The organism is Nocardiopsis coralliicola (assembly GCF_054779695.1).
Genome location: NZ_BAAGXT010000019.1, coordinates 30,879 through 54,633, shown reverse-complemented (window position 1 = coordinate 54,633; position 23,755 = coordinate 30,879). Strand labels below are relative to the sequence as shown.

Genomic DNA, 23,755 nt, shown 5'->3' with positions numbered 1-23,755 from the left:
CCCCTGCCGCCGGTTCCGGAAGCGGGCTCGGGAGCCGCCCGAACCCGCCGCGGCGGCGGTGGCGGAACACCGCGCCCCCGCGGGGCGCAGCGGCGCGCACGGGCCGTGGGCGGCCGCCCACGCAGCTCCGTGCGGGTTGGCGGCGCGGCGCGTGGGGAACAATCCCCGCCCGCGCGCTGACCAGGCGCGCACGCCGTCCGCGAGGAGGACGAATGCGGCATCTCCCGCAGCAGACGCACCGCACACCGGCCCGCCGCCAGGAGGGCCGCCGGGCCGCGCCGCACACCGCCGAACCGCGACGCGCCGGTCCCGGCGCCGCCGCAGTGCCGCACGCGGCGCCCGCCGCGGCCCAGCGGCGGGGCCCGCTGTGCCGCGGCATCATCAGCGACTGGGGCGGCGTGCTCACCGCTCCGCTCGGCGCCTCCATCGACGCCTGGCTCGCCGCCGACGGCATCGACGCCGACCACTACGGCACCGTGATCGGCTCCTGGTTCGCCGGAGAGGGGCCGCTCGCCCGCGGCGGCAACGCAGTGCACGCGCTGGAGCGCGGCGAGGTGGACGTGGCCGAGTTCGAGAGCGCGCTGGCCGCCGGCCTCCGGCTCGCCGACGGGGGACCGGTGCCCGCCGACGGCCTGATCGACCGCATGTTCGCCGGCTTCACCCCCGTGGAGCCGATGTATGACGCGCTGGAGGCGGCGCGGCGGCACGGCGTGCGCACCACCCTGCTCTCCAACTCGTGGGGCAACGGCTACCCGCGGGAGCGCTTCGCGCGGGCCTTCGACTCCGTCGTCATCTCCGGCGAGGTCGGACTGCGCAAACCGGAGCCGGAGATCTACCTGCGTGCGCTGGAGGAGACCGGGCTCGCCCCCGAGGAGTGCCTGTTCATCGACGACCTGGAGCACAACGTCGCCGCCGCTGCCGCCCTGGGCATGGTCGGCGTGCTGCACACCGACGCGGCGGCCACGCGCAGCCGCATCGCCGCCGAGTGCGGTGTCCCGCTGGAGCGGGTGCCGGCCGGCTGAGCCGTCCCGCCCGTCCCGGGGACCGCCGCCGCGCGCCCGGCCGCGTGCCGGGCGCGCCCGCGGCGCGGCTTTGGCAGACTTCTGCCATGCGCATCTTCCTGCCCACGACCCTCACCGCCCTCGCCGACGCGCTCGACGCCGGGGGGTTCGGCGGCGGCCCGCTGACCGCCTACGCCGCCGAGGTGCTGCCCGGGGGCGGGGACGAGGAGGAGCTCGCCTACGAGGCGCTGCTGTCCGCCGGCGACGCCTCGCTGGCGCTGCTCGCGGCCGACCCGGACGCGCCGCGCCGACGCGTCGTGGTCGCCGCCGACGTGCCCGACCGGATCGCTGCGCCCGCCCCGGAGGAGGCCCCGGCGGCGGTCCGCGTCGACGGGACGGTGCCGGTGAAGCGCTTCGCCGCGGTCCACGTCGACGACGCCGGCGCGGAGTCCGCCATCGCCGCGGCGGCCGCTGACCCCGAGTCCGGAGGACAGGACGAGCACGCCCTGATGTGGTACGCCGTCCAGGAGCTGCCCTACCTCGTGCAGGAGGCGTCGGTGCGCCCCTGATCGCGGGCCCGTGCGCGCCTGCAGGGCGCCGCGGGGCGGTGCCGGGATTATGGAGGCGGCGGAGCCGGGTACGACCCCTGCCACCGCTCGCACCACCGCTCACCGCAGATCGGAGGCGACGCCATGGACGCCGTGACCCGTGTACCCGCACCCGTGAACGAGCCGAACCTCGGCTACGCGCCGGGGTCGCCCGAGCGCGCCGAACTGGCCGCGGAGATCGCCCGCCTGGAGTCGTCGGAGCACGACCTCACCCAGACCATCGGCGGCGACCAGCGGACCGGCACCGGCGAGCCGGTCGCCGCGGTCGTCCCGCACCGGCACGCCCACGTCCTCGGGCACATGCCCAACGCGCGCACCGGCGAGGTCCAGGAGGCGATCGACGCCGCGCTGGCGGCCGCGAAGCCGTGGCGGGACATGCCCTTCGACGACCGCGCCGCCGTCTTCCTCCGCGCCGCCGACCTGCTCGCCGGCCCGTGGCGGGCCACCGTCAACGCCGCGACGATGCTCGGCCAGTCCAAGTCGGTCCAGCAGGCCGAGATCGACGCCGCCTGCGAGCTCATCGACTTCTGGCGGTTCAACGTCGCCTTCGCCCGCCGCCTGTACGAGGAGCAGCCGCTCTCCCCGCGCGGCACGTGGAACCGGCAGGAACTGCGCCCGCTCGAAGGCTTCGTCCTGGCCGTCACCCCGTTCAACTTCACGGCGATCGCCGGGAACCTCCCGACGGCGCCCGCGCTGATGGGCAACACCGTGGTGTGGAAGCCCGCACCCACCCAGACCTTCTCTGCCTGGCACCTGATGCGCCTGCTGGAGGAGGCGGGCCTGCCGCCCGGGGTGATCAACATGGTCACCGGGGACGGGACGGCCGTGTCCGAGTCCGCGCTCGGCCACCCGGACCTGGCGGGCGTGCACTTCACCGGCTCCACGGCAACGTTCCAGCGGCTGTGGAGCGGGGTGGGCGCCAACATCGGCGGGTACCGCTCCTACCCGCGCATCGTGGGTGAGACCGGCGGCAAGGACTTCGTCGTCGCGCACTCCTCGGCCGACCCCGATGTGCTGCGCACCGCGCTGATCCGCGGCGCCTTCGAGTACCAGGGGCAGAAGTGCTCGGCGGCCTCGCGCGCCTACGTGCCGCGCAGCGTGTGGGCGCGGATGCGCGGCGACCTGCTGGACCAGGTGGCGGGCCTCACCATGGGCGACGTCACCGGCGACCTGTCCGTCTTCATGGGCGCCCTCATCGACGACCGCGCCTTCGCCAAGAACACCGCCGCGATCGAGCGGGCCCGCGCCACCGACGGCATCGGCATCCTCGCCGGCGGTACCGCCGACGACAGCACCGGCTACTTCGTGGCGCCCACCGTCCTGGAAGCCGCCGACCCCGAGGACGAGGTGTTCCGCACCGAGTACTTCGGCCCGATCCTCGCCGTGCATGTCTACGACGACGACCGCTACAGCCAGGTCCTCGCCCAGATGGCCGACGTCGCCCCCTACGCCCTGACCGGCGCCGTCATCGCCCGCGACCGGGCCGCGATCGCCGAGGCCGACCGGGCCCTGCGCTTCTCGGCCGGCAACTTCTACGTCAACGACAAGCCCACCGGCTCCATCGTCGGCCAGCAGCCCTTCGGCGGCGCCCGCGCCTCCGGCACCAACGACAAGGCCGGCTCCATCTTCAACCTCACCCGCTGGGCCAGCCCCCGCGCCACCAAGGAGACCTTCGTCCCGCCCACGGACTACCGCTACCCGCACATGGGCTGACCGGCAGCGGGCCGGCCGCCTTCACGGCGCTGCCTGGTCCGCCCGGTGGACCCATTCACCGACGCCAGCGGCCGAGACGCGGTACGCCTGCTGCCGGAGGTCGGCGTCCAGTCGGAAGGCGGCCGCCGGAGGGAGCCCGGCAGACACCCACGCTTGGTAGGCGGCGGCGAGGCGCTCCCCGAGGGGCGCCGGACCACCGCAGGTGAGAGTCCCATCGGGCCATAGATACGCCCATGAGTCGTCGGATGCGCCGAGGTAGATGATCCTCTGCGGCACCCCGTCGAACGGCCGCATGCCGACGCCGAGGCGGAGCCCCGGCAGCATGAGCATGAGAGGGGTCATCGCGCCGGAGTCGATCACCTCGCCAGCTCCGGCCTCGAACGTTGCCGCGGCATCCGGTGTAGCGCCTAACCCGGGGAACGGCCCGGCTTGCGGGCGCTGCTCCCTGGCCCGCATGAATGACGCTTCGCGTACGAATCCTCCGGACAGGCTGGCGGAGTTCTCCTGACCGGCGCTGAGAACAGCGATCGGGGTGCTGGAGGAGTGCGGGTCGGGTGACCACGGAACGACGACATGTGCTCCCCGGGCGAGGTAGCCGGCCATCTCCTCGGGAATGCGGTTCATGGCGCAGGTCACGACGACGGCGTCATAGGTGTCCGGCGCGTCCTGCAGCGTCCCGGTCACGACTCGGACCCCCGTTCCGGTGAGGGCGCGGCGGGCCTGTTCGGCGATCCCCGGGTCGACCTCCACGCTCGTGACCTGTCCTTCAGTGCCCGCCAGCACGGCGAGGACCGCTGCGTTCCATCCGGTGCCGGTGCCGACTTCCAGGACGCGCATGCCCTTCGCAATCCCGGCTGCTTGAATCATGTCGGCCATGACCTGGGGCGCCGACGACGAAGACGACGGCGTGTTGACGGGGCCGGCCCCGCCGTCGTTCGCCTGCGTGGTGACCGCGTCGTCCTGGTAGACCGCGTTGCCCCATGCGTCCGGTGTCCGGCTGCGGATGACAGGCAGCCCTGTCGGCTCCGGCCAGATCACGTCGGGCACGAACCAGTGCCGCGGCCGGGCCGTGAACGCCGCCCGAATCGACTCCGCGGCCTCGAGCCGATCCACGAGCCGACGGTGCTCTGCCTCGAGGTCCACTCAGAGCGCTCCGCTTCCACCGCAGTCGGTGCAGGGGACAGGTTCCTTCTTCCAGGGCCCTGTGCCGTCCTTCGCCACCCAGATGACGCCTGACCCGCCGCATTTACGGCATTCGGCGGCCGTGGGATGGGCAAGCGGCCGATCAACGCGGGGAGATGGCACGGCCCCTCCTGCATGGGAAACGGGGAGAGAACTGCTTGCGCAAAACGCTAACGGAGACAGGCCGCGCTGTCAGGTGGCCGGATCGGCCACTCTCTTGTCATCGTGCCTGGTCCAGGGGGCGCGGGGCATCCTGCTGGCGCGTGGTGAGGGTTGGGCGCTGCCGGCAGCGGGCGTTGGCGCGCGGCCGCAGGAGGCGGACGGGCGGGCGGCGGGCGCGGGGTGTGCGGCAGCGGGTCGGGGCGGTGGGGCCGGTTGAGGCAAGATAGGGGGAGCATCCCTGCCCCCGCCGATCCCCCTTCGCCCTGAGGAGTAGAGCCATCAGCCGCCTGGTCTTGTGGAATGTCGACCCGACCCTTGTCGACGCCGCGCAGGTTACCCGCGCGGCCTATGCCGAGGCGTTCGAGCGCGTCACCGGCGTGCCCCTGGTGTACTTGGCGTCGACCGCCGGCCGCACCGACTCCGAGGTCTTCTTCGAGTTCTTCGCCCGCAACGACGTCGAGTCCGAGCCCGGCGAGGAGCCGCTCGCCGAGTTCCTCGACGCCCTCGCCGAGGGCTTCGCCCGCCGCCGCGACCAGCTCACCGCCCGCGGCCGCGCGGCGCAGGGCGCCGCCGAGACGCTGCTCGCCGTCAGCGCGATGGAGGACACCCTCCAGACCGTGGTCACCGGCACGATCATGCCCAACGCGATCGCGAAGCTCGCCGCGTTCGGCCTGGACAGCATGCTCGACCTCGCCGTCGGCGGCTACGGCTCGGAGCACTACCCCAAGGCCAGCCTCATCCAGTTCACCCGCATGCGCGCCGGGGAGGCCCGCGGTGTGGCGTTCCCGGAGGAGTCCACCGTCTACATCACCGACTCGGTGCGCGACGTGGAGGCCGCCGTGATCGGCCGCGCCGCGCCGATCGCGGTGCTCAGCGGGTCGGCCACCGAGTCGCAGCTGCGCGCGGCCGGCGCCGTCGACGTCCTGGCCGATCTCACCGACTCCCAGTCGGTCGTCTCGGCGATCCGCCGCGCCACCGCCCTGCCCGCCCGCTGACCCCGGCCCGGCCCGCCCGGCCGGGGGCGCAGGGGCCCGCCGCGGCGGCACGCGTTTGCGCGGAATCCGCCCCTGCGGCGCGGCGATCGGGTAGGAAGGGAGCGGCGCCACCGGATCCCGCCGGTTCCGCCGCGGTGCGTCATCCTGCATCCGCGCTGCTTGCCATCTGCTGGGCCACGCCCCCGCTGCATCCTCCGCGCGTCCCGCCGCGCCCCCGACGCGTCCCTTCAACGCGCCCGCTCCGGCCTGCCCGAAATCCGCGCTGCGGGGTGCCGGTCGGAGGGCGCCGGCCCGGGCAGGGTGCCGTACCTGCGCGGACGGGAGCCGGTCCGCTGGGGCGGATGTCCGGAAACGGACCGCGCCGTCCCGGTTCTGGCGGGTTCGCGGTTCACCCCGTACCGTCCGGAGTGGGACCTCCTGTCCCTCGCTGAGGTCGGACGCCGGAAACGCGGGGTTACGTACTGTTAACGGTGGCGGCGGTGTCGAGTGGGGTGAACCCCTGTGAACCGGAGTAGCCTGTCTGGTGGCGGCGGTCGGACGACGGAGTCCGGCCGGACGAGCCCCGACCCCGATCCGCCATGGGGGCGAACGGGGCGGCCGCGGGCCCTGGGCGACCCCCGGGTACCGCTGGAGCCGTCGGCGTTCACACATCTTCACAAGTCACATGACCCGACCGCCCGACATCCCATGCCTCTCCGGCCGCGCTGCACACCGCACGCCGGCGCGGAGCAGCACCACCCCGGCCACGACGACTCATACGACGACTCACAAAGGAGTGAGATCGACCATGCCCGCGCAGCCTGACGCCGCTCAGGACCCACTGGTGAGCGAGGCGTTCGCGCAGTGGAACAGCGACGGCGGCGACGCCGCCGGCCGCGCGGAGGCGCTTCCCGAGGCGCTCTCCGCCCCCGGCGCCGCCGAGCGGTTCCTCCGCCACTACTACCGCCACGTCGCTCCCGAGGAGCTGCGGGAGCGCTCCGCCGCCGCCGTGTGCGAGCCGGCCCTCGCCCACTTCCGCTTCGCGGAGCTGCGCCCTCAGGGCCGCGCCAAGGTGCGCGTCTTCAACCCCTCCGCCGAGACCGACGGGTGGGAGACCTCCGCGACGGTCGCCCAGATCGTCACCGACGACGCCCCGTTCCTCGTGGGCTCGGTGACCATGGAGCTCGCCCGGCTCAACATCGGCGTGCGCCTGGTCGTCCACCCGCAGCTGCGCGTCGCGCGCTCGGTCGACGGCCGCCTGATCGAGGTCGAGCCGCAGGGTGCGGTCGGCGGGCTCGCCCCGGTCGCCGAGTCCTGGATGCACCTGGAACTGGACCGGCAGACCGACCCCACCTTCCTCAAGCAGGTCGCCGACGACCTCGAGCGCATTCTGGGCGACGTCCGCGACGTGGCCGAGGACAAGGGCCGGATGGCCGCCCGCGCCACCGAGCTCGCCGCCGAGATCGAGGGCTCCGAGCAGATGCTGCGCGCCGCCGGTGTCGGCGCCGAGGAGGCCGTCGAGAGCGACGACTTCCTCCGCTGGCTGGCCGACGGCCACTTCCACTTCATGGGCTACCGCGAGTACGACCTGGTGACCGACGCCGAGGGCAACGACGCCCTCGCGCCGCGCGCCGGTACCGGGCTCGGCATCCTGCGGATGGACGGCGACGTCTCGCAGAGTTTCGCGGTGCTGCCGCCCGCAGTCCGCGCCAAGGCGCGCGAGCCGCACGTCCTGGTGCTGACCAAGGCCAACTCGCGGGCCACCGTGCACCGGCCGCGCCACCTGGACTACATCGGCGTCAAGCGGTTCGACGCCGAGGGCAGCGTCGTCGGCGAGCGCCGCTTCCTGGGCCTGTTCACCCACGAGGCCAGCACGGTCAGCATCCGCCAGATCCCGCTGCTCCGCGGCAAGCTCGCCGCGGTCCTGGAGCGGGCCGGCTTCGACCCGGAGTCCTACGACGGCAAGGACCTCGCCGAGGTCCTGGAGGGCTTCCCGCGGGAGGAGCTCTTCCCGACCCCGGTCGACGAGCTGCAGCGGATCGTCAGCGGAGTCCTGCGGCTCCGCGAGCGCCGCGGCACCCGCCTGTTCACCCGGCGCGACGTCTACGGCCGCTACGTCTCCTGCCTCATCTACATGCCGCGGGACCGGTACAACACCAAGGTCCGGATGAACGTGCAGCGGATCCTCACCGAGGCGTTCGGCGGTGCGGCCCTGGACCACAGCGTGATGGTGGGCTCCGCCCCGCTGGCCCGGCTCTACATCATCGTGCGCTCCGGCGACGAGCAGTCGCTGCCCGAGGTCGACCAGGACGCGCTGGAGGCGGAGGTCATCCGCGCCACCCGCTCCTGGGACGACGACCTGCTCGCCGAGCTGACCGAGCGCTACGGCGCCGACCGGGCCGCCGATGCCGCCCGCGGCATCGGCGCGGGCCTGCCCGAGGGCTACAAGGTCGACACCGGCGCCGCCGACGCGGTCGACGACATCACCCGGCTCGAGGAGCTCGACGAGGGCCGGCTCGGTGTCAACCTGCACCGGCGCGGCGACGGCGACGACGCCCCCTGGCACCTGAAGCTGTACCGCAAGGGCGCGCCGATCTCGCTCTCGCACGTGCTCCCGCTGCTGGAGAACATGGGCGTGGAGGTCATCGACGAGCGGCCCTACGGCATCGCGGGCACCGCGGCCGGCGGTGAGTCCCGGCGCGCCTGGATCTACGACTTCGGCCTGGCTCCGATCGCGGGCTCCGCCGACGTCGACCCCACCCGGCTGAAGTTCCTCTTCGAGGACGCCTTCACCGCGCTGTGGGAGGGCCGCGGCGAGTCCGACCGGTTCAACGCGCTGGTGCTCGGCGGCGGCCTGGACTGGCGCCAGCTCACCGTGCTGCGCGCCTACGCCAAGTACCTGCGCCAGACCGGCAGCACCTTCACGCCCTCCTACATGGCCGACGTGCTCACGGCGCACGTGCGCATCGCGCGGCTGCTGGTGCGGCTGTTCGAGGCCCGGTTCGACCCGCGGATCGGCGCCGGCCGGGTGGAGAGCGCCGACGCGATCGGCGAGGAGCTGCGCGGCGAGCTCGACCAGGTGGCCAGCCTCGACTCCGACCGCATCCTGCGGGCGTTCCTCGCCTCGGTCGAAGGCACCCTGCGCACCAACTACTTCCAGACCGGCGAGGACGGCGCGCGCCGCCCCTACCTCGCGCTCAAGCTCAACCCGCACGCCATTCCGGACCTGCCCGCCCCGCGGCCCAAGTTCGAGATGTTCGTGTACTCGCCGCGGGTGGAGGGCGTCCACCTGCGGTTCGGCGCGGTGGCGCGCGGCGGCCTGCGCTGGTCGGACCGGCCGGAGGACTTCCGCACCGAGATCCTGGGCCTGGTCAAGGCGCAGATGGTGAAGAACTCCGTGATCGTGCCCAGCGGCGCGAAGGGCGGTTTCGTCTGCAAGCAGCTGCCGTCCGGCGGCGGCCGCGACGCCGTCCAGGCCGAGGTGGTGGCCTGCTACAAGCAGTTCATCAGCGGCCTGCTCGACGTCACCGACAACCTGGTGGCCGGCGAGACGGTGCCGCCGGCCGACGTGGTCCGGCACGACGGCGTTGACTCCTACCTCGTGGTCGCCGCCGACAAGGGCACCGCGACGTTCTCCGACACCGCCAACGCCATCGCCAAGGAGCGCGGCTTCTGGCTGGGCGACGCCTTCGCCTCCGGCGGCTCGGTGGGCTACGACCACAAGGCCATGGGCATCACCGCCCGCGGCGCGTGGGAGTCGGTCCGCTACCACTTCCGCGAGATGGGCATCGACGTCCAGCGCCAGGACATCACCGCGGTGGGCGTCGGCGACATGTCCGGCGACGTGTTCGGCAACGGGATGCTCCTCAGCGAGCACATCGGCGTCGTCGCCGCCTTCGACCACCGGCACATCTTCATCGACCCCGACCCGGACCCGGCCGTCGGCTACGCGGAGCGGCGCCGCCTCTTCGAGCTGCCGCGCAGTACGTGGGAGGAGTACGACGAGAAGCTGATCTCGCCCGGTGGCGGGGTGTTCCCGCGCACCGCGAAGTCCATCCCGGTCACGCCGCAGATGCGCGCCGCACTCGGCATCCCCTCCGAGACCGCTGCGCTGGCCCCGTTCGAGCTGATCCGCGCGATCCTGCGCTCGCCGGTGGACCTGCTCTGGAACGGCGGCATCGGCACCTACGTCAAGTCGCAGGTGGAGAGCGACGCCGACGTCGGCGACAAGGCCAACGACCCGGTCCGCGTCGACGGCGCCGAGCTGCGCTGCAAGGTGGTCGGCGAGGGCGGCAACCTCGGCCTCACCCAGCTGGGTCGGATCGAGTACGCACTGGCCGGCGGCCGCGTCAACACCGACTTCATCGACAACTCGGCGGGTGTCGACACCTCCGACCACGAGGTCAACATCAAGATCATGCTCGACCGGGAGGTGCGCGAGGGCCGGCTGTCGGCCGAGGAGCGCGACCGCCTGTTCCTCGGCATGACCGACGAGGTCGCCGACCTCGTGCTGGCCGACAACTACGACCAGAACGTGGTGCTGGCCGCGGCCCGCAAGCAGACCCGCGAGATGCTGCACGTCCAGTCCCGCTACATGCGCCGCATGGAGCGGGACGGCGAGCTCGACCGCGCGCTGGAGTTCCTGCCCGACGAGAAGGCGATCGCGGCGCGGCGCTCCAGCGGGCAGGGGCTGACCAGCCCCGAGTTCGCGGTGCTCATCGCCTACACCAAGATCAACCTCAAGGAGCGGATCGTCAGCAGTGCGCTGCCGGACGACCCCTACCTGCAGCAGTTCCTCACCGGGTACTTCCCGACGGCGCTGCGCGAGAGGTTCGCCGACGCCATGCCGAAGCACCCGCTGGCGTCGGAGATCATCACCAACATCGTCGTCAACGACATGGTGAACCGGTCCGGCTCCACCTTCGCGTTCCGGATGAACGAGGAGCTCGGCGCCTCGGCCGCCGACATCGCCCGCGCCTACCTGGTGGCGATGGAGGTCTTCGGGCTGCGCGAGTTCTGGGCCGCCGTCGAGGAGCTCGACCACACCATCGACGTCGACACCCAGCTCCAGATGCTGCTGGAGGCGCGCAAGCTCACCGAGCGCTGCACCCGCTGGCTGCTGCGCAACCGGAGCGGCGCGTTCTCCATCGACGACGAGGTGGCGTTCTTCGCTGACGCGGCGGCGGCGATCGTGCCGCAGCTGCCCGACCTGCTCCAGGGCCGCGACCTGGCCGCCTACACCGAGCGGCGCAGTGCGCTGGCCGGCCGCGGGGTGCCCGCGGAGCTGGCCGAGCGGGTCGCCTCGATGGTGCCGGCCTACACGGTGTTCGACCTGGTTTCGGTCGCCGACCAGACCGGCCGGCCGGTGCGCGAGGTCGCCGAGGTCTACTTCGACCTCGCCGACCGGCTGCAGGTCACCCGGCTGCGGGAACGCATCATCGCGCTGCCGCGGGACGACCGGTGGACCACCATGGCCCGCTCGGCGGTCCGGGACGACCTCTACGCCACGCACGCCGAGCTCACCCGGGACGTGCTGCTCTCCGGCGAGGCCGGCGAGTCGGCCGAGGACCTGGCGGCGAAGTGGACCGAGCAGAACCTGGAAGCGGTGCAGCGCGCCGGGGAGACCACCTCGGAGATCTGGGAGACCGAGCGCTTCGACCTGGCCACCCTTTCGGTGGCGCTGCGGGCGGTGCGCTCCCTCACCGGAGAGTAGTCCGCGCAGCGAGCGCAGCGGATTCGGAGTCTGCGAACAGGGGCCCGGGCGTGCACGGCCGAACCGGCGGCGCACGCCCGGGCCTTCCCCAACCCCTAGAATCGGATGCCGTGGCAGACCTCAACCCCGCAGACAAGCTCAAGGACCTCGCTTCGACGCTCGCCAGTGTCGAGGCGGTGCTCGACCTGGACGCCAAGAACACCGAGATCGCCGAACTGCGCGAGCAGTCTGCCGACCCCGACCTCTGGAACGACCCCGCGCGGGCGCAGGCGGTCACGCGGCGGCTGTCCGACCTGGAGTCGACGGTCAACAAGGTCGCCGGCATCGGCCGCCGGCTGGAGGACCTCGGCGTGCTCTACGAGCTGGCCGAAGCCGAGGACGACGCCGACACCCGGGCCGAAGCCGACCGCGAGCTGGACACGCTCCGCGCCGACATCGGCGAGCTGGAAGTCCGCACCCTGCTGAACGGCCCCTACGACGCCCGCGAGGCGCTGGTCACCGTGAACGCGCAGGCCGGCGGAGTGGACGCGGCCGACTGGGCGCAGCTGCTGCAGCGCATGTACCTGCGCTGGGCGGAGAAGCACGGCTACGCGACGGAGATCTACGACACCTCCTACGCCGAAGAGGCCGGGATCAAGTCGACGACGTTCGCGGTCAAGGCGGGCTACGCCTACGGCACGCTCCGCGGCGAGCACGGCACCCACCGGCTGGTCCGCATCTCGCCGTTCGACAACCAGAACCGGCGGCAGACCTCGTTCGCCGGCATCGACGTCGTCCCGGTGGTCGAGCAGAGCGACCACATCGACATCGACGACGGCGACCTGCGGATCGACGTCTACCGGTCCTCCGGCCCCGGCGGCCAGGGCGTGAACACCACCGACTCGGCGGTGCGCATCACCCACCTGCCGACCGGCATCGTCGTCTCCTGCCAGAACGAGCGCTCGCAGCTGCAGAACAAGGCGACGGCCATGGGGATGCTCCAGGCCAAGCTGCTGGAGCGCAAGCGCAAGGAGGAGCGGGCCGAACTGGACGAGCTGCGCGGCGAGGGCACGAGCAGCTGGGGCACCCAGATCCGCAACTACGTGCTGCACCCGTACCAGAGCGTCAAGGACACCCGGACCGGAGTGGAGACCGGAAACACCCAGGGCGTCCTGGAGGGCGACATCGACGCGTTCATCGACGCCGAGATCCGGTGGATGCGGGGCGGCGGCGCCGAGGCCGAGTAGCGGCCCCGCCCGTTCGGGGCTCCCGGAGCTACCAGAGGCAGCGGATGCGGCGGCCGACATGCCGGTCGCGATGCGGGAATGTTACGTTGGGTTGACACTTCCGATATGCTCGTTTCGGCCGCCCCGCCTTCGGGACGGCTGTGGCCGATGCGCCAGGTGGCCGGCGCGGTGCCGCACGGTGCCCTGGGCACCGGGTGGGACCCGCCCGGCCGGTGCGCCGCACCGGCGCCGGAATGCTGTTCGGGCGCCTGCGCGATCGAGGACATTCCGGTTGCGGACGCCTCTACACTGTCGTTTGGCCCAGCGGCCGGTAGCTGCCGGCCGGTACTGCTCCGCGCGGAACCGCGAACTCCGCCGGAGTGCCCCGACCTCGAGAACCTTGTGATGCTCCTGTGATCCACTTCGAAACCGTCACCAAGGTCTACCCGACCCAGAAGCGCGCCGCGCTCGAGGATGTCTCCATCGATGTCGACAAGGGGGAGTTCGTCTTCCTGGTCGGCCCGTCCGGCTCGGGTAAATCCACCTTCCTCAGGCTCGTCCTCAAGGAGGAGAAGCCGTCCAACGGCAGGGTTCACGTGGCGGGCAAGGACCTCGCGCGCCTGTCCAACTGGAAGGTGCCGCACCTGCGGCGCCGTATCGGCTGCGTCTTCCAGGACTTCCGCCTCCTGCCGAACAAGAACGTCTTCGAGAACGTGGCCTTCGCGCTCGAAGTCATCGGCAAGCCGCGCCGGTTCATCCGCAAGGTCGTCCCGGAGGTCGTCGAGCTCGTCGGCCTCGAGGGCAAGGCCGACCGGATGCCCGACGAGCTGTCCGGCGGTGAGCAGCAGCGCGTCGCCATCGCCCGGGCGTTCGTCAACCGGCCGCAGATCCTGCTGGCCGACGAGCCCACCGGCAACATCGACCCGGCCACCTCGATCGGCATCATGAAGGTTCTGGACCGCATTAACCGGACCGGCACCACCGTCGTCATGGCCACCCACGACGCGGCCATCGTCGACTCGATGCGCAAGCGCGTGATCGAGCTGGAAGACGGCGTCGTCGTCCGCGACCAGACCCGCGGCGTCTACGGCCAGGCGTACTGATCCCACTGCCCTGACCCGGGCGCCCCGACCCCGGCGTTCCCGCCGGCCGCAGCGGTGCCGCCCCGCAGCCCGCAGTGCTCCCGCCCGCAGCGGTAGGAGGACGAGGGCCCGGAAGCGCGGCGCAGCGGCCATCGGTGGCCGGTCCGATCTCGACGTCCCGGCCGCCGGCCGGGCCACCACAGCACCGAGCGGGCACCGCCCCGCCCCTTCGACCGCCGGAGCGGCGCGCAGCCTTCAAGGATGGACCTTTAGCACTCATGCGAGCACAATTCGTACTTTCCGAGATGTGGATCGGCCTGCGCCGCAATCTCACGATGACGGTCGCCGTCATCATCACCGTGGCGATCTCGCTCGCCCTGTTCGGTAGCGCGCTGCTGGTCCAGCAGCAGATCTCGCACATGCGGCAGTTCTGGGACGAGCGCGTCTCGGTCACCGTCTACATGTGCACCGAGGCCTCGCCCTCGGAGACCTGCCAGGAGAGCGGGCCCGCCACCGACGAGGACCGGCAGACCATTCAGCAGGACCTCGAGTCCCTGCCGGAGGTCAGCAACGTCGAGTACGTCACGGCGGCGGAGGCGTGGAAGGACTTCCAGTCCCGCTTCCAGGAGAACCAGGCGCTCACCGAGGCTGCTCAGGAAGGCGACATCCCGGACAACTTCCGGGTGCAGCTCGCCGACCCCAACCAGTTCGACGCGGTCCTCCAGGCGGTCGAGGGCGCGCAGGGCGTCGACTCGGTCCACAACGACCAGCAGGTGCTCGACCAGTTCTTCGAGCTGCTCGACGGACTCAAGTGGGCGGCGCTGACCGTTGCGTTCGTGCAGCTCGCAGCGTCCGCACTGCTGATCGGCAACACCATCCGGCTGTCCGCGTACAGCCGCCGCAGGGAGACCGGCATCATGCGGCTGGTCGGTGCGTCGAACTTCTACATCCAGCTGCCGTTCCTGCTCGAAGGCGCCATCTCCGGCCTGATCGGCGGACTGATCGCGTCCGGCTTCATCGTCGGCGCCAAGTTCATGCTGCTCGACCGGATCCAGAGCTGGTTCGCGTTCGACGTGTCGCTGGGCGCGGGCTCGGTCGCCTACGTCATCGGCCTCTCGCTGATCCTCGGTATCCTGCTCTGCACCGTCGCGTCGTTCCTGACGCTCCGCCGCTACCTGCGGGTGTGATGCCCGGCCGCCCCGGGACCGCCCGCAGCGGCAGGTCCCGGGGCGCGGCGGCCGCACCGCAAAAGGAGGGGTCCAGTGCCTCGGGACAAGGGGCGCAAGCCGATCGCGCAGAACCGGCGAGCGCGCCACGACTACCACATCGACGACACCTACGAAGCGGGCCTCGTGCTCACCGGCACCGAGGTGAAGTCGCTCCGCGCCGGCCGCGCCTCCCTCGCCGACGGCTTCGCCCACGTGAAGAACGGCGAGATCTGGCTGGAGAACGTGCACATCCCCGAGTACGCCCACGGCACGTGGACCAACCACGCGGCACGGCGACCGCGTAAGCTGCTCCTGCACCGCTCGGAGATCTCCCGCCTCATCGGCAAGACCCAGGAGCCGGGGCGCACGCTCGTTCCGCTGTCGCTGTACTTCAGCGACGGCAAGGCAAAGGTGGAGCTTGCCCTGGCGCGCGGTAAGCGCCAGCACGACAAACGCCAGGACATCGCCGCCCGCGAGGCGCAGCGCGACATCGAGCGCGCCATGCGCCGCCGGCGCTAGGCGACTGAAAGGAACCAGCAGGGTGTCCCCCCGCCACTTCCGCAGGTACGCAGCCGCGGGCACCGCCGTCGCCGCTGCCGCGGCGCTCGCCGCCTGCGCCCCCCAGCCCAACCCGGACGTGGCGGTCCGCAGCTTCCTCCTGGACTGGCAGGCCGGCGCGTACGAGGACGCCGCCGACTTCACCGACGGCGACCGGGACGAGGTCGCGGCAGCCCTGGAGGAGGCGCACGACCAGCTTGACCTGGCCGGCGTCCGGTTCTCGCTGGGCACGCTGGAGATGGAGGGCGACCGCGCCACCGCTGAGTTCGACGTGCAGGCCGACCTCGGCATCGGCGACCCGGTCTGGAAGTACACCGGCAGCATGGACCTGGAGCGCGGCGGGGACGGCTGGTACATCGCCTGGTCCCCGTCGGTCATCCACCCGGAGCTGGGCGAGGGGGAGCGGCTCGCCGTCTCCTACGACGTGCCCGAGCGCGGCACCGTGCACGACCGCGCCGGCCGGCCGATGGTCGGCAGCAACAAGGTGACCGCGTTCGGCGTGGTGCCCGCCCGGATGGAGGACGCCCAGGCCGACATCGAGGCCCTGGGGGAGCTGCTCGACGAGGATCCCGAGCCGCTGATGGACCGGGTCCGCTCGGCGCCTCCGGAGGACTTCCACCCGCTGGTGCTGCTCCGCAAGCGCGACGTCGACGCCGGCCTGCTCCGCAAGGCGGCCGCGCTGCCCGGTGTGGAGACGCGCGACATCACGATGCCGCTCTCGCCGTCGGCAGCGCGCAGCGTCGTCGGCGAGGTCGCCGGCACCGCCGAGCACAACGTCTCCTCCCGTGTCGCCAGCGCCTACCAGGCGGGCGACACGGTGGGTCTGAGCGGTCTGCAGAACGTCTTCCAGCACCGGCTGGCGGGCACCGCCACCACCGAGGTGGTCTCGCTCGGCGAGGACGGCGCGGTGACGGGCGTGCTGGAGTCCTGGGCCGGCGACGCGAGCGGCGCCCTCACCACGACACTCGACCTGCCCGCGCAGGAGGCCGCGGAGTCCGCTCTGGAGGCCGTCCCGGGCCGCGGCCACATGGTCGCCGTCGACTCCCGCACCGGCGAGATCCTCGCCTCGGCGAGCACTCCGGACAGCTACGACAACGACGGCGCGTTCACCAACGCCTACCGGCCCGGCGGCACGTTCGGCATCGTCTCCGCGGCGGCCGCCATCGAGTCCGGGACGGTCGGCGGCGCCGGTGCCTCGGTGCCGTGCACGACCAGCACCGAGGTGGCCGGGCGCAGCTTCGACAACGAGAACGACAACGGCGTCTGGGTGCAGCCGCAGAACCTCTCCTCGGCGTTCGGGACCGGCTGCACGTCGGCGCTGGCCGGCCTGGCCGGCGACACCGGACCCGAGGCGCTGGAGAAGGCCGCGGCCGACTTCGGCATCGGCGGCGACTGGCAGCTGTCCCTGCCGACCTTCACCGGTGAGCTGGAGGCGGCTGACGAGGGGGGCACCGCGGCGGCCATGGCGGGCAAGGAGACCGTGTCGGTCAGCCCGCTGTCGATGGCGCTGGTGGCCGGAGCCGTCGCCGACGGCACCTGGCGCGCGCCGCGGCTCGCGGTGGACGGCGACGACGACGTGCAGGAGTCGCCCGGCACCGACCGAGAGCTCGACGCGGGCACCGTCGAGCAGCTCCGCACGCTGATGCGCTCCGCCGTCCAGCAGGGCCAGGCCAACCCGGCCAACATCGGCACGGTTCCGGTGCACGGCCAGGTCGCCCAGGTCGGTCAGAAGATCGGCGGCGACGCCACCGCGGTGCAGTGGTTCGTCGGCTACCAGGGCCACGTGGCGTTCGCCGCGGTGGCCGAGGTCGACCCCGACCAGCTGTGGGACCAGTACGCGCTGCTGACCGGGAACGGCTTCCTGCAGGGTCTGCCGCCCGGCTACGTCGAAGAGGAGTACGCGGCGCCCGTCGTGCCCGATCCCGAAGACGCCGAGGGCGGCGAGGACGGAGAGGGCACCGAGGGCGGCAGTGGGGACGGCGCTGGCGGCGGAGACGGCCAGCCCGAAGCGGGCGCCCGCGAAGATCAGGCGGGCTCCGGCGAAGGCTCCGGCACGGCGGAGGACGACGTCGCCAATACCGGCTGACCCCGGCGCGCCGGCTGACCATGGCGCTCCCGCCGGCGAAGCGCCGCGGCTGCTGCAGCCGCCCACCGGCCCGGAACCCCTCCGGGGACCGGGCCGGAGCCGTCGGTGCGAGAGCGCCGTGCGGTGGTGCGGGACAGGTCACTCCAAATGCCGCGAATCGGGAGCAACCCTCGCGGGGGTGTCCGGCGTCTTCCCGGGTGACTGGGTGACGTAATGGGGGGTTGCGGAACTCCAGTCCATGAGGCGGGGCCCCATCTCGGGGGAGGCCCCGCTGCAGGAAGGCCGGCCCGACCCTGCCGGCCGCCCTCGCGGGTGGCGTTGATGGTTCTCGTCCGCGCCCGCGAGGGTTTCTGCATGTCCGGGTGGGGGTGCACCGCCGCAGGCCGGCGCGGCGGCTGCGGGAGGCAGAGCGGTGCTGCCAGGCTGCTGCTGCGGGGTGCGGCGGCCGATCGGCCACGACTCGGCCACACTCCTCCGCTTCGCCGGGAATCAGCTTGGTGTCCGAGGCGTTGTCCCGGTAGCGTTGGAATGCCGATGCGCCCGGGCAGCACGCCCGGCCGCGGGTGCTTCGGCGCGCGGGGCTCCGGCCCCGTCTGCGGGCCCTGGGCCCGTTGACAACTGCACAGGGGGTGATCGGTTTCGACTTTGGCATTAGTCGTAGGGGAAGCGGGTCGAGGGTTGCGTTTGTGACCTCGTTAATCCTGCATTCGCATAAATATCAAGTGCCAATTCTAAGCGCACTGAGTTCGCTCTCGCTGCCTAAGCGATAGCAACTCTGTCGGCCCGGGCTTGTTCTCGGCCCGGTGTCCGGCATCGTTAAGAGGACTTACCGCTCGGATCGGGCCACGAGGCCCGAGTGGGACATCTCCGTGGCTGGGCCCGTCAGCGAACTGTTCGTGGTAGCGCTGGGGCCGAGTAGAACGGCAGCACGAACTGCACCCGGAGAAGCTCTGCTTCGATGCTGAAGGACGCGGGTTCGATTCCCGCCACCTCCACCCCTGGAAGAGGTCCCGGCCCGCGGCAGACCGCCGCGGACCGGGGCCTCTTCTGCATTTCCGCCAGCCTCGCTCCGACTGGCGCCGGCCATTTTCAGCCTTCGCGGATGGTCATCGCGGCGATCTTGCCGCCGTCGATGTCGAAGATGAACTTCGAGCGGCCGTTGGCGTGGTTCGACCGCCAATCGCCGACGACGGTGACGCTACTGCCCGCAGTAGCGACTTCCTCAACGGTGAGAACCCCCCGGGAACCGATGAACTCCTTGCCGCTCCACGCTTTGATCGCCTCGCGGCCGGTGAACGTGCGCCCCCAGTCGTCGACCGTCCCCTCAGCCGTGAAGGCGCTGAGGAACGCTTCCTCGTCGTGGGCGTTGACCCGTTCAATGAACGTAGCCACGGGTTCGGGCACCTCTGGTGTCGCCATCGGCTGGTCCTCCTCGTCTGCAGCGCGCCTGAACAGGTACTTCAGCGTGGGGTGTACCCGCCGTGGGGGATTCCGGTGGGTTGGCGTCCCGTGCCCCTGATGATGAGAATCCTCCGGCCTGCAATGGGCTCCTTCGGCCGGAGGCTCTTCGGTGTCGGAGCGCTGCGCAGCGGCAGCGCCCTGGTAAGGGGCTAGGCCGGGCAATCCTCTCCCAGCCAGGCGGAGTTGAAGCGGGCGAAGGTGATGTGCTCGATGTCGCCGCGCTCGTAGAGCACGCCGAACTCCCCCTCGCCGAGCGGCACGATTGTGGAGTAGGCGGCGGCCCCCTCATCGACGGACTTGCTGATGGGCCAGGTCTGCCCGCTGTCACAGGACATCCGCACGGTGAGGTTCTGCCGCGATGTGGCGTGCGCGGTGTTGGTGAACAGCAGCTGCTCAGCCTCGGTGCTGCCCGGAGCGGCACCGGGGTCGTAGCGCGTGATCGCCCCGTTGTTGCCGGGGTCGACCAGGGTGGGCTCGGGGACCGGTTCGCTGTAGGTCTCCCCGCCGTCCTCGGAGTAGGCGACCTTGCGGTACGGGCCCTCAGCGGTCCGGCTGTTCATCATCAGGCGTCCGTCGGCAAGCTCCACGGTCTTGTTCTCGTCCATCCCCGGGCCCACCGGCTCGCCGGCCTGCCAGGTCGCACCGTGGTCGTCGCTGTAGGCGCTCACCGCGTAGATCCCGTCGCCCGAGTCGTAGGCGTACTGCTGGACCAGGCGCCCGTTGGACAGCTGGATGCCGGTCCCCGAGGAGGCGAAGATCCCCAGCCACGCCGGGTCCTTGATGTCCTCGGTGATCCGGCGGTGCTGCCAGGTGGCTCCGCCGTCGTCGGAGTAGGAGTAGTCGGTGTGCAGGATGGAGTCGCTGTCGTTGGCGTTGCCCGAGCCGGAGTTGTGGAAGCCGACGCCGTCCGGTCCGAAGGCGTGGAACAGGAAGAGGCGGTCGGCCTCGCGGTCGTAGAGCAGGCTGGGGTCGCCTGCTCCGGCGCCGCCGTCGTAGTCGGCGACGGCTTCGGGGGTGCTCCAGGTCTGGCCGTCGTCGGTGCTGCGGCGGACCATCACGTCGAGGTCGCCGGGCAGGTCGGAGGAGTCTTCGTTGCGGCGGTCGTAGGCGGCAACGAGCGTTCCGTCACTGAGCCTCTCCAGGGCGGGGATGCGCCAGGAGGGCGCTCCGCTGCCCGCGGATGCCAGGTCAGTCGTCTCGAACAGGGGATCGGCGGCCGTGGTCTCGGCGGCGGCGTGCGGAACGGCGCCGGCCGCAACCAGGCTGAGGACCAGCGCGGCCGGCGCTGCGTGCTTCTTCACGGATACCTCCGCGTCATCGGAAACGGAGGCATCAGACATCAGACGTTGTGAGGCTAGACAGCGCGCCGTTCCGCGGCAACCCCGGTTGCCGAGATCTTTTCGAGGAGGTTGAGCAGCGGTGCGTAGTGATCGGCCACCGCGCTGGAGAAACCGGGCAGGTCGCCGTCGGCGGCGGCCGCGATGATGTTCCGGTGCGCGGCGGCGGTCTCCCGGGCGTCCTGCTCGGTGGCGAGCAGCGTGGGGGCGACGACCGACTGCACGTCCCAGAACGCCCCGGTGAGCTGGGTGACCAGCTGGTTGCTGAGCGGGCCGAGGAGCAGGAGGTGGAACGCGCGGTCCTCCTCGACGAAGCTCGTGCCGGCCGCTGCCGCCTCCTCCATGCGGTCGACCAGTTCGGCCAGCGCGCTGTGCTGCTCCGCGGTGTAGCCGCGGATGATGGCCTCGCCCAGCCCCTGCTCCAGGACCTTGCGGACGGTGACCAGCTCGGCGAGCGCGGCGGTGTCGTCGCCGGAGTGCAGCCGGCCGCGGAACGTGAGGCTCTCCACCAGTGCGTCCAGAGAGAGCCGGCCGACATAGGTGCCGTGGCCGTGCCGCACCTCCACGATGTCCAGGGCGCTGAGCCGCTTGACCGCCTCGCGCACGCTGGAACGGCTCGCGCCCAGTTCGGCGCAGAGCTCCGATTCGGTCGGCAGGGCGTCTCCCGGTCCCAGCCGGCTGCGCACGATGAGCCCCTTGATCTGCTCGGTGACTTCCTGGCCGCGCAGTGCGTTCCGGGACGGCGCCCCGGCCCCCGATTGTGCGGTCACGTATTGACCCCCCTCAGGCTTCGTGCTTAGAGTCACACCTTAACAGGCATCAGACATCAGACGTCATATGCCTTGCGGGACCCTGCGCATGCCGAGGAGTGAACGTGGCCCTGTGCAACTCCGAAGTGCTGGCCCGCCGGCGCTTCCTCACGCTGCTCGGTGCGGCGGGCGCGGCGGCCGCCGTGGCCGGCGCCGTGGGTGCCTGCGGTGCACCGCCCGGCGGGCCGGCCGGGCGCCGGCGCATCGAGGCAGGGCTCTCCTACACGCTCTCGACCGGGTTCGACCCGATGACCGCGACCGGGGCCCTGCCGCAGGCGGCCAACCTGCACATCTTCGAAGGGCTGGTCGACCTCGACCCGGTCACCCGCGAGCCCTACGCTGCGCTCGCCGCCGGGATGCCGGAGGAGGTCGACGACCGGACCCTCCGCATCTCCCTGCGTGAGGAGGCCGTCTTCCACAACGGTGCTCCGGTCACCGCCGACGATGTCGCCTTCAGCTTCGCCCGCGTCCTCGATCCCGCGAACAACTCGCTGATGGCGCAGTTCGTGAGCTTCATCGACGAGGTCAGCGCCGTCGACGAGGGGACCGTGGAGATCGCCCTCAAGCACCCCTTCCCGCTGGCCGTGCAGCGACTGGGGATCATCAAGATCGTCCCCAGGGCGCTGGTCGAGGACGACAGCAGCGGGTTCGACGCCCACCCCATCGGCTCGGGGCCCTACGCGCTGGTCGACGCCAGCGCCGGGGACCAGATCACCTTCGAGCGGTGGGCGGCCTACAACGGGCCGCGGGGAGCACGGGCGGAGGAGATGGCGTGGCTGCTGCTGGACGATCCCAGCGCGCGCGTCACCGCCCTGCACTCCAACCGGGTCAGCGTCATCGAGGACGTCCCCTACCTGGACGCCGAGGGGCTCAAACGCACGGCCGAGGTCGCCCAAGAGCAGTCGTTCGGGCTCCTGTTCCTGATGTTCAACTGCGCCGAACCGCCCTTCGACGACCGGCGGGTGCGGCAGGCGCTGCACTACGCCCTGGACCGGGACAAGATCATCGAGACCGGGATGATGGGCGGCGCCGCGCCCGCCGAGGGCTACCTGCCCCGGTCGCACCCGGACTACCAGCGGCCCGCGACGGTGTACGGCTACGACCCGGACCGCGCCCGGGAGCTCCTGGCAGAGGCCGGTGCCGACGGACTCGCGGTCGACCTGGTCACCACCAACACCGCGTGGGTCCGCGACCTGGTGCCGCTGATCAAGGAGAGCTGGGACGCTGCCGGCATCCCGACCACGCTCGACATCGGAGAGTCGGGCGGCCAGTACGCCAACAAGGTGGAGACCGGCCGGTACCGGGTGATGGTGGCGCCGGGCGACCCCTCGGTATTCGGCAACGACCCCGACCTGCTGCTCCGCTGGTTCTACGACGGCGAATGGCCGGCGAGCTACTACTACTGGTCCGGCACCGAGGAGGCCGGACGCGTCTTGGAGCTGCTGGATGAGGCGGCGCGCGCGGCCGGCGCGGCGGAGCGGGCCGCCCTGTGGGCGCAGGTCGAGGACCTCATCGCCGACGAGGTGCCGATCTACCCGATCCTGCACCGCAAGATCACCACCTCCTGGAACAGCGGCGAACTGGACGGCTTCCAGCCCGTCGCCACCACCGGCCTGTCCTTCCTGGACGTCGGCCCCGCCTGACCGCTGCCACCACCGCGGCCGCGGCCGGCCCGCCTACCCCCTCTGAGGAGAGAACGCCGATGCGCGTCTTCGCGAGGCTCGCCCTGCGCAGGGTCCTCGTCCTGCCTGTGATGCTCCTGGGCGTCTCCCTGCTGGTCTTCGTCGTGCTGCAGTTCTCGCCGAACGACCCCGCCTACAACGCCCTCGGGGTGGGGGCGAGCGCAGAGGCGCGCGCCGACTACGCCGCGGAGCACGGCCTCGACCAGCCGCTGCCCCTCCAGTACGCGCGCTTCGTCGGCGGACTCCTCCAGGGCGACCTCGGCGAGACCGCCCCGCCAGCCGTCCCGGTCGCCGAGCGGATCGCGGAGTCCTTTCCGCTGACGCTGCAGCTCACGCTGATCGGGATGGGGGCGGCCATCGTGCTCGCCGTGGCAATGGGCGCCTGCGGCGCGCTGTACCGGGGCCGCTGGCCCGACCAGGTGCTCCGGGTCGTCTCCATCGCCTTTGTCGCGCTCCCGCCGTTCTGGCTGGCCATCCTGCTCATCCAGCAGTTCTCCCTGGGGCTGGGGCTGCTGCCCGCGGGCGGGTACGTGCACCCGGCGGAATCGGTCGGCGGCTGGCTGGCCAGCATGGCTCTGCCCGCCGCCGCGGTCGCGGTGCCGGTAGGCGCCCAGTTGTCCCGGCTAGTGCGCACGTCGATGGTGGAGGAGCTGGACCGCGACTACGTGCGCACCGCAACCGGCAGCGGCCTGCCCCGGTGGCTGGTGCTCCGCGGTGTGCTGCGCAACGCCCTCATCACGCCGATGACCGTGCTGGGCTGGCGGTTCGGCTACGCCCTCGGCGGCGCGGTCGTCATCGAGACGATCTTCAACCTGCCCGGCATGGGCCAGCTGCTGCTCACCGGAGTCACCAACGGCGACGTCGCCCTGGTCCAGGGCGCCGTGCTCACGGTCGCCGCCGCCCTCCTGGTCGTCAACCTCGTGATCGACCTGCTCTACGTCGCCATCAATCCGCGCATCCGAGAGGTGTGACCA

16 protein-coding genes and 1 other RNA gene are annotated in these 23,755 nt (G+C 71.9%); 13 read left to right on the top strand and 4 right to left on the bottom strand.

Translation table 11 applies throughout. The annotated features are described in order from the left end of the window. The first annotated feature begins 212 nt into the window (after positions 1-212). From ACYVGT_RS15245 to pruA, 3 genes are all read left to right on the top strand, one after another. A complete protein-coding gene (locus ACYVGT_RS15245; RefSeq protein WP_460858622.1) occupies positions 213-1,022 on the top strand; it encodes an HAD family hydrolase in 810 nt (269 codons plus the stop codon). A gap of 86 nt (positions 1,023-1,108) precedes the next feature. Further along, positions 1,109-1,570 carry a DUF6912 family protein gene (locus ACYVGT_RS15240; protein WP_460858620.1) on the top strand — a complete coding sequence of 154 codons (462 nt, stop codon included), beginning with the start codon at positions 1,109-1,111 and terminating at the stop codon, positions 1,568-1,570. Between the two features lie 123 nt (positions 1,571-1,693). After that, positions 1,694-3,322, top strand: coding sequence for an L-glutamate gamma-semialdehyde dehydrogenase (gene pruA, locus ACYVGT_RS15235; RefSeq protein ID WP_460858618.1), 1,629 nt, complete (start codon positions 1,694-1,696; stop codon positions 3,320-3,322). A 21-nt stretch (positions 3,323-3,343) separates the two neighbouring features. Here pruA and ACYVGT_RS15230 read toward each other — a convergent pair whose 3' ends face one another. Further along, positions 3,344-4,435, bottom strand: coding sequence for a protein-L-isoaspartate O-methyltransferase family protein (locus ACYVGT_RS15230; RefSeq protein WP_460858616.1), 1,092 nt, complete (start codon positions 4,433-4,435; stop codon positions 3,344-3,346). A 524-nt stretch (positions 4,436-4,959) separates the two neighbouring features. On the opposite strand from ACYVGT_RS15230, the gene ACYVGT_RS15225 reads away from it, so the two are divergent. The 8 genes from ACYVGT_RS15225 (at position 4,960) to ssrA (ending at position 18,490) form a co-directional block, all read left to right on the top strand. Further along, complete coding sequence (locus ACYVGT_RS15225; protein WP_460858614.1) at positions 4,960-5,661, top strand: HAD family hydrolase; 702 nt, start codon at positions 4,960-4,962, stop codon at positions 5,659-5,661. A 787-nt stretch (positions 5,662-6,448) separates the two neighbouring features. Further along, positions 6,449-11,353, top strand: coding sequence for an NAD-glutamate dehydrogenase (locus tag ACYVGT_RS15220; protein ID WP_460858611.1), 4,905 nt, complete (start codon positions 6,449-6,451; stop codon positions 11,351-11,353). A 110-nt stretch (positions 11,354-11,463) separates the two neighbouring features. After that, complete coding sequence (gene prfB, locus ACYVGT_RS15215) at positions 11,464-12,579, top strand: peptide chain release factor 2 (protein WP_460858609.1); 1,116 nt, start codon at positions 11,464-11,466, stop codon at positions 12,577-12,579. 392 nt (positions 12,580-12,971) lie between these two features. Continuing rightward, positions 12,972-13,661 (top strand): cell division ATP-binding protein FtsE, encoded by a 690-nt coding sequence (ftsE, locus tag ACYVGT_RS15210; protein WP_460858607.1) that lies wholly within the window; start codon positions 12,972-12,974, stop codon positions 13,659-13,661. A 257-nt stretch (positions 13,662-13,918) separates the two neighbouring features. Next, positions 13,919-14,827 (top strand): permease-like cell division protein FtsX, encoded by a 909-nt coding sequence (ftsX, locus tag ACYVGT_RS15205; RefSeq protein ID WP_460858605.1) that lies wholly within the window; start codon positions 13,919-13,921, stop codon positions 14,825-14,827. Between the two features lie 75 nt (positions 14,828-14,902). After that, complete coding sequence (smpB, locus tag ACYVGT_RS15200; RefSeq protein ID WP_460858603.1) at positions 14,903-15,367, top strand: SsrA-binding protein SmpB; 465 nt, start codon at positions 14,903-14,905, stop codon at positions 15,365-15,367. Between the two features lie 22 nt (positions 15,368-15,389). After that, on the top strand, positions 15,390-17,492 hold the full coding sequence (locus tag ACYVGT_RS15195; protein WP_460858600.1) for a penicillin-binding transpeptidase domain-containing protein: 2,103 nt from the start codon (positions 15,390-15,392) through the stop codon (positions 17,490-17,492). A 625-nt stretch (positions 17,493-18,117) separates the two neighbouring features. Next, positions 18,118-18,490: a transfer-messenger RNA gene (ssrA, locus tag ACYVGT_RS15190) on the top strand. Positions 18,491-18,581: 91 nt separating this feature from the next. Here ssrA and ACYVGT_RS15185 read toward each other — a convergent pair. The 3 genes from ACYVGT_RS15185 to ACYVGT_RS15175 form a co-directional block, all read right to left on the bottom strand. Continuing rightward, positions 18,582-18,884 carry a nuclear transport factor 2 family protein gene (locus ACYVGT_RS15185; RefSeq protein ID WP_460858598.1) on the bottom strand — a complete coding sequence of 101 codons (303 nt, stop codon included), beginning with the start codon at positions 18,882-18,884 and terminating at the stop codon, positions 18,582-18,584. A gap of 218 nt (positions 18,885-19,102) precedes the next feature. Continuing rightward, positions 19,103-20,254, bottom strand: coding sequence for a sialidase family protein (locus ACYVGT_RS15180; RefSeq protein ID WP_460858596.1), 1,152 nt, complete (start codon positions 20,252-20,254; stop codon positions 19,103-19,105). Between the two features lie 53 nt (positions 20,255-20,307). After that, positions 20,308-21,060, bottom strand: a complete 753-nt coding sequence (locus ACYVGT_RS15175) for a FadR/GntR family transcriptional regulator (RefSeq protein WP_460858594.1) — start codon at positions 21,058-21,060, stop codon at positions 20,308-20,310. A gap of 104 nt (positions 21,061-21,164) precedes the next feature. Between ACYVGT_RS15175 and ACYVGT_RS15170 the strand changes: the two genes are divergently transcribed. Together ACYVGT_RS15170 and ACYVGT_RS15165 are read left to right on the top strand one after the other, a co-directional pair. Further along, a complete protein-coding gene (locus ACYVGT_RS15170) occupies positions 21,165-22,742 on the top strand; it encodes an ABC transporter substrate-binding protein (RefSeq protein WP_460858592.1) in 1,578 nt (525 codons plus the stop codon). Positions 22,743-22,801: 59 nt separating this feature from the next. Beyond that, entirely contained in the window at positions 22,802-23,752 is a 951-nt protein-coding gene (locus ACYVGT_RS15165) for an ABC transporter permease (RefSeq protein ID WP_460858591.1), read from the top strand. The last annotated feature ends 3 nt before the right edge of the window (positions 23,753-23,755 follow it).

What these genes read in the sequence shown, in the direction of transcription:
- ACYVGT_RS15245 (WP_460858622.1), top strand. Translation starts at nt 213, where the DNA reads ATGCGGCATCTCCCGCAGCAGACGCACCGCACACCGGCCCGCCGCCAG.
- ACYVGT_RS15240 (WP_460858620.1), top strand. Translation starts at nt 1,109, where the DNA reads ATGCGCATCTTCCTGCCCACGACCCTCACCGCCCTCGCCGACGCGCTC.
- pruA (WP_460858618.1), top strand. Translation starts at nt 1,694, where the DNA reads ATGGACGCCGTGACCCGTGTACCCGCACCCGTGAACGAGCCGAACCTC.
- ACYVGT_RS15220 (WP_460858611.1), top strand. Translation starts at nt 6,449, where the DNA reads ATGCCCGCGCAGCCTGACGCCGCTCAGGACCCACTGGTGAGCGAGGCG.
- ftsX (WP_460858605.1), top strand. Translation starts at nt 13,919, where the DNA reads ATGCGAGCACAATTCGTACTTTCCGAGATGTGGATCGGCCTGCGCCGC.
- ACYVGT_RS15165 (WP_460858591.1), top strand. Translation starts at nt 22,802, where the DNA reads ATGCGCGTCTTCGCGAGGCTCGCCCTGCGCAGGGTCCTCGTCCTGCCT.